Annotated in this window: 11 protein-coding genes; 3 read left to right on the top strand and 8 right to left on the bottom strand. The window is 70.1% G+C overall.

All coding sequences use genetic code 11. The features are described 5' to 3' along the window. The first annotated feature begins 100 nt into the window (after positions 1-100). Complete coding sequence (galE, locus tag AB0O28_RS12860; RefSeq protein ID WP_363639438.1) at positions 101-1,054, top strand: UDP-glucose 4-epimerase GalE; 954 nt, start codon at positions 101-103, stop codon at positions 1,052-1,054. Positions 1,055-1,135: 81 nt separating this feature from the next. Here the strand turns inward: galE and AB0O28_RS12855 are convergent, their stop codons facing one another. Next, complete coding sequence (locus tag AB0O28_RS12855; protein ID WP_363639436.1) at positions 1,136-2,011, bottom strand: CARDB domain-containing protein; 876 nt, start codon at positions 2,009-2,011, stop codon at positions 1,136-1,138. A 128-nt stretch (positions 2,012-2,139) separates the two neighbouring features. Beyond that, entirely contained in the window at positions 2,140-3,567 is a 1,428-nt protein-coding gene (locus tag AB0O28_RS12850; RefSeq protein ID WP_363639434.1) for an MDR family MFS transporter, read from the bottom strand. Positions 3,568-3,623: 56 nt separating this feature from the next. Here AB0O28_RS12850 and AB0O28_RS12845 point away from each other — a divergent pair, with 56 nt between their 5' ends. Then, positions 3,624-4,160: a PadR family transcriptional regulator gene (locus AB0O28_RS12845; protein ID WP_363639432.1), complete on the top strand. Its 537-nt coding sequence runs from the start codon at positions 3,624-3,626 to the stop codon at positions 4,158-4,160. A gap of 243 nt (positions 4,161-4,403) precedes the next feature. On the opposite strand, the gene AB0O28_RS12840 is transcribed toward AB0O28_RS12845, so the two are convergent. From AB0O28_RS12840 to AB0O28_RS12825, 4 genes are all read right to left on the bottom strand, one after another. Then, positions 4,404-6,890, bottom strand: coding sequence for a transporter substrate-binding domain-containing protein (locus AB0O28_RS12840; protein ID WP_363639430.1), 2,487 nt, complete (start codon positions 6,888-6,890; stop codon positions 4,404-4,406). A gap of 177 nt (positions 6,891-7,067) precedes the next feature. Continuing rightward, a complete protein-coding gene (locus tag AB0O28_RS12835; protein WP_363639428.1) occupies positions 7,068-8,285 on the bottom strand; it encodes an NADP-dependent isocitrate dehydrogenase in 1,218 nt (405 codons plus the stop codon). A gap of 107 nt (positions 8,286-8,392) precedes the next feature. Beyond that, a complete protein-coding gene (locus AB0O28_RS12830) occupies positions 8,393-8,677 on the bottom strand; it encodes a DUF3017 domain-containing protein (RefSeq protein ID WP_363639426.1) in 285 nt (94 codons plus the stop codon). A gap of 99 nt (positions 8,678-8,776) precedes the next feature. Then, positions 8,777-9,946 carry a citrate/2-methylcitrate synthase gene (locus AB0O28_RS12825; protein WP_363639424.1) on the bottom strand — a complete coding sequence of 390 codons (1,170 nt, stop codon included), beginning with the start codon at positions 9,944-9,946 and terminating at the stop codon, positions 8,777-8,779. A gap of 180 nt (positions 9,947-10,126) precedes the next feature. On the opposite strand from AB0O28_RS12825, the gene AB0O28_RS12820 reads away from it, so the two are divergent. Then, positions 10,127-10,786: an FHA domain-containing protein gene (locus AB0O28_RS12820; RefSeq protein WP_363639422.1), complete on the top strand. Its 660-nt coding sequence runs from the start codon at positions 10,127-10,129 to the stop codon at positions 10,784-10,786. A gap of 303 nt (positions 10,787-11,089) precedes the next feature. On the opposite strand, the gene AB0O28_RS12815 is transcribed toward AB0O28_RS12820, so the two are convergent. After that, positions 11,090-11,293, bottom strand: a complete 204-nt coding sequence (locus AB0O28_RS12815; protein ID WP_363639420.1) for a hypothetical protein — start codon at positions 11,291-11,293, stop codon at positions 11,090-11,092. A gap of 553 nt (positions 11,294-11,846) precedes the next feature. Then, positions 11,847-12,680: a hypothetical protein gene (locus tag AB0O28_RS12810; RefSeq protein ID WP_363639418.1), complete on the bottom strand. Its 834-nt coding sequence runs from the start codon at positions 12,678-12,680 to the stop codon at positions 11,847-11,849. Between the last annotated feature and the right edge of the window lie 9 nt (positions 12,681-12,689).

The raw sequence follows: 12,689 nt of genomic DNA, 5'->3' as shown, positions 1-12,689 counted from the left end.
GAGATTGCGGCACTGGTGGCATTTAACCCGCTCCTCATGGGAAGCGCGTAAGCTAGGCCTCGTACATACATAATTCAACAGTTTTGAACAGGAGCAAACAGTGAAGCTGCTGGTTACTGGTGGAGCCGGGTACATCGGCAGCGTCGTGGCGGCGCAACTGCTGGAGGAGGGGCACGAGGTCACGGTGCTCGACGACCTGTCGACCGGGCACGCCGACGCGGTTCCGTCCGGGGCGTCGTTCGTGCAGGCGTCGGTCACCGAGGCGGGCGGCGTGCTGTCCGAGGGGTTCGACGCCGTGCTGCACTTCGCGGCCAAGTCGCTGGTGGGCGAGTCGGTCGAGAAGCCGGGGCTGTACTGGTCGCACAATCTCGGCGGCACGCTGGCGCTGCTCGACGCCATGCGGCAGGCCGGGGTGCACCGGATCGTGTTCTCCTCCACCGCCGCCACGTACGGCGAGCCGGAGCGCACACCCATCCTGGAGACCGACCCGACCCGCCCGGGCAACCCCTACGGCGCGTCCAAGCTCGCCGTGGACACCGCGCTCACCGCCTTCGCCCGGCTGTACGGCCTGGGCGCGGTCAGCCTGCGCTACTTCAACGTGGCCGGGGCCTACGGCGAGTTCCGCGAGCGGCACATGGTGGAGACCCATCTGATCCCCAACATCCTGAAGGTGGCCCTGGGCGAACGCGAGTCGGTCAGCGTCTTCGGCACCGACTACCCCACTCCGGACGGCACCTGCGTCCGCGACTACGTCCACGTCGCCGACCTCGCCCGCGCGCACCTGCTCGCCCTGGACGCCTGCACCCCGGGCGAGCACCGGATCTACAACCTCGGCAGCGGCACGGGCTTCTCCGTCAAGGAGGTCGTGGACGTCTGCCGCGAGGTGACCGGGCACCCCATCCCGACCACCGTCGCGCCGCGCCGTCCCGGCGATCCGGCCGTCCTGGTGGCGTCGTCGGAGAAGATCCGGCGGGAGCTCGGCTGGAAGCCGGTCCACACCACGCTGCGTGACATGGTCGCCGACGCCTGGACCGCCGGCACGGAGTCCGCCTGACTTCGAACCCGCCGGGCCCCCTACCCGCCGTGACCTGACGCCGGTGTGAACGGGCGGCCCGGCAGGTGCGGCATCGCCAGGTCAGGCGCGGCGCAGGGCCACCCGCACGCTCGCCTTGTTGTTGGCCGGGCGGCGGTCGCCGTAGCGGCGCGAGTAGACGGTGGCCATCGTCGCCACGGCGTGCGAGGCCCGCGACGGCACCCGGAACACGAGTTCGAGCAGCCCGCGCGACCCCGACCTGATCGGCGGCAGCGAGCACCCCACGAACTGGCGGTTCCCCCGGCAGCGCCCGCCCCTGGCGGACAAAAGCCGGGCCTCGCGCGGCTGGAAGAACACGTAGGCGTCCCGCACGACGCGCGGTCCCCGGTTGCGCACCTCCGCCCTGACCGAGAACCAGTTCCCCGGCCGGACGAACCTGGCCGAGGAGCGGAACCGCATCGCCAGGTCGGCCCCCTCGTCGACCCTGGTGACGGCCTCGGCCGTGTTGTCGGTGACGTCGCCGTCGAGCACCTCGGAGGTCAGGTCGGCCCGCGCCCGCAACGGGCCGTGCGCGCCCGGCGCGATCACCCCCGTGATCGTCATGTCGCCCGAACCGCCGGCCAGGACGTCGTCGGACGAGCGGCAGACGACCTGGTTGCGCGCCCGGCCGGGCTCGCACTCCGCCACACCGACGTTGACGACCTGGAAGTCCTTGGGCAGCCTGACCCGCAGCGTCGGCAGCACGGCGTCCCCCGGGCCCTTGTTGTGCACGGTGACGTGATAGGTCAGCGGCTGCCCCGGCTGCGCCACCTTCGGCGAGGCGCTGATGGCGACCGCGAGGTCGGCCGTGCCCCACGGATTCTCCAACGGTTCCTTCACCGGCACCGGGCGGGGCGCCTCCCCGGTGAAGGCGAGCGCCGGTTGCGGCACTCCGGCGACGAACACACAGACCAAACCCGTGACGACCCTACGACCCACTGCCGCTCCCCCGAACGCTTGAGATCAATTCAACCGTGCCGGGCGGGCCCCGCGCACCGTCCGACACGCCGCGCGGAGCGTCGCCGAACCGCCGTCCCGCCCCGTCTCACGCCCGTCCCACGCTCGTCTCAGGCCGCGACGAGGTCCTGTTGCGGCGCCGGCCTGTCGAGCCGCACGCCACCCCGGGGCAGCAGGGCGAGCGCGAGGAGGGCGACGACCGCGCCCACGACCCCCAGCCAGGGGATGACGGTCGCGGTCGCGGCGGCGTGGGCCGCGGGCAGACCGTGCACGGGCGCCTCCCGCGTCACCACCGACGTGTACGCCGTGCCCGCGACCGCCAGCGCGACCGAGCCGCCGATCTGTCGGAAGAACGTCAGGTTCGCGCTGGCCGTGCCGATGTAACGCGGCGGTACGGCGGTCTGGATCGCCACGGTGAGACCGGACAGCATGGGCCCCATTCCGAGGCCGATCAACGCCATCCAGGTGACGAGCAGCGGGGTCGAGGTGCCGGCCTCGAGGTTCGCGCACAGCGCCGTACCCGCGACGAGGAAGAACGGCGCGATCACCAGCCAGGGCTTGTATCGGCGGGTACGCGAGATGAGGGCGCCGGTCACCGCGCTGCCCACGACCATCGCGAGCATCAGCGGGTAGATGTGCAGCCCCGACGAGGTCGCGCTCAGGCCGTGCGCCTCCTGGAAGTAGCGCGGCAGGAACACCACCCCGGCGTACATGCAGAACGCCGTGAAGAACGACGCGACGTTGACCAGCGAGTACGTGCCGTTCGCGAACAGGTGGAGCGGCACGATCGGCTCCGCGGCCCGCCGCTCGACGAGGACGAACACCACCAGCAGCGCGAGCGCCGCGCCGATCGGCCCGGCCACCGGCCCGCTCGTCCAGGTGTGGCCGTCGATCCCCTTCTCGGTCAGGCCGACGAGCAGGGCGCTGATCGCGGCGCTGAAGACGGCGATGCCGAGATAGTCGGGCCGCGCCCCACCGTGCCCCGGACGGTGCGGCAGCCGCCACACGATGATGGCCACGAGGACGGCGCCGATCGGGACGTTCACGTAGAAGGCCCAGCGCCAGCTCGCGTGGTCGGTGAACAGGCCGCCGAGGAACGGGCCCGCGATGTAACTCAACGCCATCACACCGCCGAGGGCGCCCTGCACCCGCCCGCTGCGCTCCGGCGGGAACAGGTCGATCACCAGCGCCAGCGACAGCGGCAGCAGCGCGCCCGCGCCGAGCCCCTGCACGCCGCGGAAGGCGATGAGCTGCCCCATGCTCTGCGCGACCCCGGACAGGATCGAGCCGAGCAGGAACAGGACCACCCCTACCAGCAGGAGCGGCTTTCGCCCGTACGCGTCGGAGAGCCGGCCGTAGAGCGGGACCGTGACGGTCGAGGTGAGGAGATAGGCGGTCACCACCCAGGTGTAGAGGCCGGTGCCGCCCAGTTCGGCGGTGATCCGTGGCAGTGCGGTGCCGACGATCGTCTGGTCGAGCATCGCCAGGAACATGCCGCCGAGCACGGCGAACAGAAGGAGTCCGTTTCTGGATCGCATATGTCGAAGGTGACATGTAAGAGCAGACATGTCAATCCAGAGGTATAGTGACGGGCATGTCCCTGCGGATCGCTCTTCTCGGCCTGCTCCAGGCCTACGGCTCGGCGAGCGGCTACGACCTGGCCAAACGCTTCGAGAGGTCGGTGGCCCACGTCTGGCAGGCCGGGCACAGCCAGATCTATCCCGAGCTGGCGAAGATGGCCGCCGACGCCCTGGTGACGGTGGAGGCGGAGGGCGTACGGGGGCGCAAGACCTACTCGATCACCCCGGAGGGCCACGCGGAGTTGCGCGCCTGGCTGCTCGGACACGACCCCACGGGTCCGGCGCGCAGCGAGATGGCGCTGCAGGCGTTCCTCGTCCCGCTGCTCGGGCGCGAGGAGGCGCTGGTCGTCCTCAGGCGGATGCGCGAGCACGGGGAACGCAAGCTCGCCGAGTTGGAGGCCCTCCGGGCCGCCAAGCACGCGTCGTCCGTCCCCACGGGGACGGGCAGAGTCAGGTTCGGCGACCTCGCCCTGGATCTCGGCATCCGGCAGACCCGCACGGCACTCGAGTGGGCCGACGACGCGATCGCCGAGATCGAACGTCAGACCTGACTCTCGCGCCCTGACTCTCGCGCCCTGACTCTCGCCGCCCGGCCGCGTCACGACCGCGACGAGGGCCGCCGGAATCAGCAGCGCCGGAATCAGCAGGGCGCGGCAGGGAAACCCGGAGCGCCCAGGCCGACAGAGACCGGCGGGGGGCTCAGCGGCGGGGTTCGGCGGCGGGGCGGGGCTCAGTCGCGGAGCTGGGCGGCAGCGCTCGGAGGCAAGCCTGGGGGGCGGGGTTCGGCGGCGGGCTCAACGGCAGGCGAGCTTGGGCGGAGTGTCCCGCTCGGGGTCGAAGTCGACGTTGCCGAAGTGCTTGCGCAGCAGGTTTTGCATCGTGCCGTCGTCGTACATGCGGCTGATCGCGTCCTCCACCGCCCGGCAGGTCCGCGTGTCCTTACTGGGCAGGCCGACGGCATAGCGCTGATCGGTCAGCCGCAGGCCGAGCACCGACAGCTTCAGGCTCGCCACCCGATTGGCGAAACCGGCGATGATGAGGTCGTCGCCCGGGACGGCGTCGACTTCGCCTCGCGTCAGCAGGTTCATGCACTGGGCGTAGTCGCCCACCGGGAACTGCTCGACGTCCACCTTGCCGGCGACGAACCGGGCGGTGGTGCTGCCGGCGGGCGCGCACATCCGGCGCCCGGCCAGGTCCTTCAGCTTCTTGATCCGCGAACCGGCGAGCACCAGCAGGTCGGCGTGCGCCGTGTAGTACGGCCCGGCGAAGGTGACGGCGTCGTCGCGGTTGTCGTCGTAGGAGTACGTCGCCACGACCATGTCCACCTCGCGGTCGGTGAGCGCGCGCACACGGTCGTTGACGCCGACCCTGCGGAAGGTGATCCCTGTCGCCGGGACATTGAGGCTCCTCGCGATGGACGTCGCGACGTCCACATCGAACCCGCTGAACCCGCTCGCCTGCTCCAGACCGACCCCGGGCACGTCCCACCGCACGCCGATCGTCAGCCGCTTTGTCCGCAGCGCCTTCTCGTACACGGAGGCGTACGTCGTCGTCGACCGCGGGGAGCGCCCCGATGAGACGACGTCGCCGGTGCCGCCGTCCGCGGGCGCGCCACCGAACGGGAAACCGGTTTTGGTGGCGATGATCGCGCCCGCGGCGGCCAGGACGGCGAGCACGGCGGCGAGCACGCCGACGAGAGGACCCTTCCGGCGGCGCCGCACCGGGCTCGGCCCGGACCCCGACGGCACATGCCCCGCCCCAGCGTGATCAGGCCCAGACCCCGACTGCACATGCCCCGCCCCACCGTGACCGGCAACACCGGGGCCGGCCACACCCTGCCCTGGCCCGGGCCCCGCCACACCCTGCCCTGGCCCGGGCCCCGCCACACCCTGCCCTGGCCCGGGCCCCGCCACACCCTGCCCTGGCCCGGGCCCCGCCACACCCTGCCCTGGCCCGGGCCCCGCCAGACCCTGGCCGGGCATACCGTGCCCCGCCGCATCCTGCCGAGGCGCCCCGGGCCCCCGGACGCCGGTGCGGGTCGCATGGGCCCTTACGGCGCCGTGACCGCCGTGGCCGGCACCGTGGAAAGGAACCCCACCGGACCTCGGATCGGTGGGGCCGGAGGACGACGATGCCGCCCGGGACACCCCGGTCGGCGCCTCGTTTCCGGTCTGCCCGGCTGTCCCGGTCAGAGCCCCGGTCCCGGTTGCCATGCCGGTTCCTGTGCCGGTTCCGGTGCCTCCACGCGTCCCGCCCGCCGCCCCGGCGCCTCCACCGGTCCCGGTTCCCATGCCGGTTCCGGTTGCCATGCCGCTCCCGGTGCTCGCGTCACCGGTGCGCGAGAGGCCCTCGCCCGGCATCCCGACACGGCGCGGACCCGTGCGGGTGAGTCGCGTGGCGTCCGGGTCGGCCGCGTGCGCGGCGCCCTCCGACAGCACCACCGTCGACGCGTCGCCCGACGCCACGCGGCCCAGCAGGCGCAGCAGGATCTGGTCGGCGGTCGGCCGCTCGTCCGGCGACTTGCGCAGGCACGCCCGGACCACCCCGCCGAGCGGTTCCGGCAGCATCCCGGTGTCGATGTCGTGATTGAGGATGCGGTTGAGCACGACCGCGATCGAGTTCCCGCCGAACACGACGGTGCCGGTCGCGGCGTACGCGATCGTGGAGGCCCAGGAGAACACGTCGGCCGGGGGTCCGACCTTGCCACCGGAGATCTGTTCGGGCGCCATGTAGGCGGGTGTGCCGATCGCCCGGCTGGTGATCGTCGCGGTCGAGTCGAGGATGCGGGCGATGCCGAAATCCACCACCCGGGGGCCGTCCACGGCCAGCAGCACGTTGTCCGGCTTGAAGTCGCGGTGGACGATGCCCGCCTGGTGGATCGCGGTGAGCGCGGTGGCCGTGCCGACCGCCAGGCGCTCCAGATCCGCCCCGGTCAGCGGCCCGTTCTCCTCGACGGCCTCGCGCAACGACCGCCCGTCGATGAACTCGCTCGCGATGTACGGCGTGTCGCCTTCCAGGTCGGCCGCCAGGACCCGGACCGTGCAGAAGCTCGCCACCCGCTGGGCGGCGCGCAGTTCCCGTGCGAAGCGGGACCTGGCCGTCGCGTCGCCGGAGAACTTGACGTGCAGCAGCTTGACCGCCGCCCGCTCGCCAGCCTGATCCTGGCCGAAGTAGACCACGCCCTGCCCGCCCTCGCCGAGACGGCCGGACAGCACGAAGGGACCGAGCCTGGTCGGATCCCCCGGTTGCAACGGCGCGATCTGCGGCATCCCGTTCCCCACGATTCGGCAAAGTATCGGCCAGCAGAACTTTACGGCCCCCACGCAGCGGTTCCACGGCCCGATACAACGCCGTGACGTCAGGAAAGCGTGACAAAGCGACGAGCGGCCCCTACCGCGAGGTAACGGGAAAGGGGCCGCCCGGAACGTCTCCGGGGGCCCCTGCCGGGTGAAGCGGCGTTACAGCGCCATCTTCTTCTTGAGGTTCTCGTCGAGCGCCGCGAGGAAGTCCTGCGTGGTCAGCCACTCGGCGTCGCCGCCGACCAGGAGCGCGAGGTCCTTGGTCATCTGGCCGCCCTCGACGGTCTCGATGCAGACCTGCTCCAGCTTCTCGGCGAAGCCGATGACCTCGGGCTGGTTGTCGAGCTTGCCGCGGTGCTGCAGACCGCGGGTCCACGCGAAGATCGAGGCGATCGGGTTGGTGGACGTCGGCTTGCCCTGCTGGTGCTGGCGGTAGTGCCGGGTCACCGTGCCGTGCGCCGCCTCGGCCTCCACCGTGCGGCCGTCGGGGGTCATGAGCACGCTGGTCATGAGACCGAGCGAGCCGAAGCCCTGCGCCACCGTGTCCGACTGGACGTCGCCGTCGTAGTTCTTGCAGGCCCACACGTATCCGCCCTCCCACTTGAGAGAGGCGGCCACCATGTCGTCGATCAGGCGGTGTTCGTAGGTGATCCCGGCGGCCTCGAAGTCGGCCTTGAACTCGCTCTCGTACACCTCGGCGAAGATGTCCTTGAACCGGCCGTCGTAGGCCTTGAGGATCGTGTTCTTGGTCGACAGGTAGACCGGGTAGCCGCGGCTGAGGCCGTACCGCATGGAGGCGCGGGCGAAGTCGCGGATCGACTCGTCCAGGTTGTACATCGCCAGGGCGACGCCGGCGCCGGGGAAGTCGAAGACGTTGAGCTCGATCGGCTCGCTGCCGTCCTTCGGCGTGAACGTCAGCGTCAGCGTGCCCTCGCCGGGAATCTTCAGGTCGGTGGCGCGGTACTGGTCGCCGAAAGCGTGACGGCCGACGACGATCGGCTTGGTCCAGCCGGGCACGAGCCGCGGGATGTTCGACATGATGATCGGCTCGCGGAAGATGACGCCGCCGAGGATGTTACGGATCGTCCCGTTCGGGGACTTCCACATCTTCTTCAGGCCGAACTCCTCGACCCGGGCCTCGTCCGGCGTGATCGTCGCACACTTCACGCCCACGCCGTACTGCTTGATGGCGTTGGCGGCGTCGATCGTGACCTGGTCGTCGGTGGCGTCGCGGTGCTCAATGCCGAGGTCGTAGTACTTCAGGTCGACGTCGAGGTAGGGAAGGATCAGCTGGTCCTTGATGAACTGCCAGATGATCCGGGTCATCTCGTCGCCGTCGAGCTCGACGACCGGGCCCGCTACCTTGATCTTGGGCATGCGTGGGGTTCCCCTTCTGATTTAACTGGCCAGCACGTCCTTTTTGAGGCTTACTGGCCGTTGAGGCTATCGGACGGGTGTGGTAAGTCCGCGACGAGGTCGTGTCCCTACGAGTCGTGCAGCCGCAGCAGCATGAGCAGCGAGCCGATGACGAGCGCCGCGCCGAACGCCGCCAGCGTGAGCGCGTCCATCCGCCTGCTGCGCACCGCGAGCGCGCCCGCCCGCCGTTCGGAAACCGTCACCCGGACCAGGGATCCGGCGAGAAATCCGAATCCCATGATCGCACCGCCCGCTGGCGCCGGCACACCCAGGCCGATCGCGCACAGCCCGGCGGCGGCGACCACCGCCACCAGCAGGTACGGCCCCCAGGCCGTGCTCTCGCTCGTTCTCACATCTCTCCCAAGCCTGCCACTGCGATACGCGGCGCGTTCCTTCCTGGTGCCCTTCCCGCCGATCCTTGCCCCGGGCAAAGCTCGTCGGTCGCCGCACTGTCACCGCTCGTCGATGGGCACCCACTTCTGGTCGCGCTCGCCGATGTACTCGCTGTCCGGCCGGATCAGCCGGTTGTCGGCGTGTTGCTCGATCACATGGGCGGTCCACCCGGACATCCGGCTGACCGAGAACACGGGCGTGAACAGGTCCGTCGGAATACCGAGATAGTGGTAGACGGTCGCCGCGTAGAAGTCCACGTTCGGATACAGGTGCTTGTCCGCGAAGACGACCTCCTCCATCTCCCGGGACATCCGGAAGTAGGTGTCGTCACCCGATGCCTCGGCCAGCTCCTGCGACATCCGCCGCAGGTGTGTCGCCCGGGGGTCCTCCGTCTTGTAGACGCGGTGCCCGAATCCCATGATCTTCTCGCCCGCCGCCAGCTTCTCCCGTACGGCCTGCGCGACACCGCGTGGGTCCAGCGCTTCCAGCGTACGCATGACCTGCTCGTTCGCACCTCCGTGGAGGGGGCCCTTGAGGGTGCCGACGGCGGCCACGATCGCCGAGTGCATGTCGGACAGCGTCGCCGCGCACACGCGGGCGGCGAAGGTGGAGGCGTTCATCGTGTGGTCGGCGTGCAGCACCAGGCAGGTGTCGAAGATCTCGACTTCGCGCCGCTCGGGGCGGCGGCCGGTGATCTGCAGCAGGAAGTTCGCCGCGGTGCTCAGCTCGGGATCCGGCTCGGGGATGTCCGCTCCCGTCCTGGCCGCGTGGTAGCGGGCGACGAGGACCGGCTGCTGCGCCGTGAGCCTGGCGGCCTTGCGGCGGTTGGCGTCGGCGGCGTTGGACTCCTTGTCCGGGTCGTCGGCGCCGGCCAGCGAGACCAGCGTGCGCAGCGCCTCCATGGGCGCCTGCTTCGCGGCGATCTCCGAGATGTGGCTCTCGACGAGCGCGCCCAGCGTGCGGCCTTCGGTCAGTTCCGCGCCGTAGTCGGCGAGCTGCTCGCGGGTCGGCAGTGCGCCACGCTGGAGCAGGTGGGCCACCTCTTCGAAGGTGACATGGCCGGCGAGGTCGTGGATGTCGTATCCACGATAGAAGAGACGGCCGGCCCTGCCGTCGATGTCGCTGAGCGCTGTGGAGGCGGCGACGACGTCGGCGAGACCTTTGGCGGGCTTGTCCTCCCGGGGGGTTCCACCCCCCGAGTCCCCCGCGCTCGAGGAAGTCTGCTTCATAGTGTTTCCTCCGCTTATCTCCGCCCGAAGTCTACCCGTGAGCAGGTAAACCGCCCCTCAAAGGTCCAGACCAATTTCAGGTTTGATTCTGCTCGCGGCAAAGGCGATTCCCCCTCGCCACGGGTGGGTAAGCCGCAGCTATAGGGAAAGTAACGGCGGGCTACCTGGGGAGGAACTGCCGTGGAGGGGCCGTTCATTCGGATCGAGGACAGCGGCGAGGTGGTGCCGCTGCGCCCCGACGTCACCACGATCGGCCGCGGCCGAGGCGTGGACATCCGGCTGGCGGATCCGAGCGTGTCACGGCTGCACGCCGAATTCGTCCGTCGCGGGCCCTACCTGTACGTCGTGGACCTGGGCCTGTCGCGCAACGGCACACGGGTGAACGGCAGGCCGATCGCCAGGAGGGTGCTGGACGACGGTGATGTCGTCTCCTTCGGAGCCGCCCGGGCCCGGGTCGGCGGGATCCCGCGCGAGGACCTCGCCCCCGAGGTCGAGTTGCGCCGCGCCGCCGCGCCGGAGCTCACGCGCCGGGAGGTCGACGTGCTCACGTCGCTCTGTCGTCCCGCGTTGTCCGACGAGGCGTTCGTGGCGCCCGCGACGGCCCGGGAGATCGCCGACGACCTCGTCGTCACCGAGGCGGCGGTCAAGCAGCACCTGCTGCGGCTGTACCAGAAGTTCCGCATTCCGGAGGGCACCAACCGGCGCACCCGGCTCGCCAACGAGGTCGTCGCCCTCGGCCTGGTGCGGCCCACACCGGTCGTGCCGCCGCAGCGGGCTCCCGGACCGGCCGAGCCCGAACCACAGCCGCAGCCGCGCCCCGCGGGTCGCCGGGCCTCCTGACGCCACGCCGAGGTTCGGGGCCGTCCGAGCCTCGGCCGTGGAGTGGAGCGTTCCGAAACCCGGCGCCGCCGGGACGTTCTCCGCGGCATGCCCGTGTTCCGGCGGAGACGACCGATCCGGCGAAGCACCCCACCTGGCGATGCCCTGGTGGGGTGCCGGGCGCGCCCCGACTCGGCATGTCTTGAGCGACACCGTGTCGCGCCAGGTGCCTGATGGGGGCGGCAGTGCCGCGCCCTCCGGCCGGCATGCCCGGACCGGGCAGGCGCGGCGAAGAGCGCCGCCCCCGCCGATCGTCGTCATGCCTCAGCGAATCACTCGTGCCAGCGCCTCGAGGAATGCCTGCGGATTCCGCACCGCCACCCGATAATGCTCGCCGCCCCGCCCGCCGAGCTCGACGGCCAGCATCCCCATCGGGACGTCGTACCCGCCGCCCAGCAGGCGGGGTCTGCGGCCCGTGGCCGGCGGCTGGAGCATGATGTCGGCGACGGGCACCGTGTGACGCCCCACCCGCAATGTCCGGGACGTCAGAATGATCGCCCGCGATGCTCAGCCCGCTCGTGTCGGCGCCCTGCAGGACGACGGCCAGCGCGAGATCGGTGGAGTCGACATTCGGGAGGACGGCCATCGTGAATTTCGGACCGGCGGTGTCAACGTCTGCCACTCGCACAACCGGACCACGTTCACGATCCCGCAATTCTTCCCCTCCCACGGGCCGTAGGTAGGTGTAGTGACGTTCTCCCGGTCTTATACCGAGGCTGCGATCCTCCCTACGCAGAGCGCGCCTGTTCTGGACGAGTTCCGCGGTGACTCCACCCACCCTCAGCTGCGTTTGGGAATCGAGGGCGATGTACCCGCTTTTCAGCACGTCGGGATGGGAAATTGACGCCTCCGGCAACCCTTCGGCGCAGAGCGTAGCCTCCCGAGGAAAGCTCATAATCCTGAGAGACACCTCTCCGTATGAGCCAGCCCTACCCGCCAGGAGATGAAAGAGATCTCGCCGCTCATGGCGGTGAGCGGGTTTTTGCGATACAAGCTCGAACATGAAACCCGACATGTCACCTCACCGTTCCACAGGCACAGGGAGTTGATTGGCGCTGGGCAGAAGCTCGGCGATCAGCTCCCAGACGCGCGGGACCTCGATGAAAACCAGCCGGAGCTCTCTGACGGGCGTGACCGTCCCGGGCAGGATCGGCTCGGCGGGACGCTCACGTAGCCAGTAGCCGAGGGGACCGCAGCCCAGCACCGTGATGCCGCGGATGTCGGTGCCCTTGCCTTCCCGGTTGTTCCATGCCGCAGTCATCCGCCAGTTGCCGTTGAGGTGCAACAACAGGTGAGTGAAGACCGTCGGTTCGGGATCGGCGAGCCCACCCTCTGCGGCCAGCACCGCACGCAAGTGCTCGGCGGCCTCCCCCACGTCGTCGGTGCCCACTTCGGCGAGCGTCACGAACCCGGCGTCCATGACCCCGATCGTCGTGGTGACGACCGGAGCCACGGGCGGCTTGGCCTCCCTGTCGCGCAGGCCCACGGTCCGCGCCAGCGACCACACCAACGTGCTCAGGCCGGTACGGACGTACTCCGACTCGATCTCACCCGGCCACCCCTCGTACACATAACAGGCGTCATTGCCGATGACCGCACCGTGGTTCGTCACTCCCTGGCCGCCGGTCATCTCGATTTGGACGAGCACGATCGGCTCGGCAAGGACGTTCGCCAGGTCAGCGAGCTCGGGAATAACGGCATTGTCCTCATTGATCAGGCCAGCGGCCTGCAACTCGTTCCGAGCATCGATCAAATCGGCTGTGACCGACGCACCCTCATAGAAACAGCCGAGAACACCCAGATGTGCGGGTCCGAGCCGAAATCGGTCACGTGCACTGCCGAAGGACGGCAACACTCGATCTCC

The organism is Microbispora sp. NPDC088329 (genome assembly GCF_040685655.1).
Taxonomy (GTDB): Bacteria; Actinomycetota; Actinomycetes; order Streptosporangiales; family Streptosporangiaceae; genus Microbispora.
This window is presented reverse-complemented; position numbering and strand designations above follow the sequence as displayed.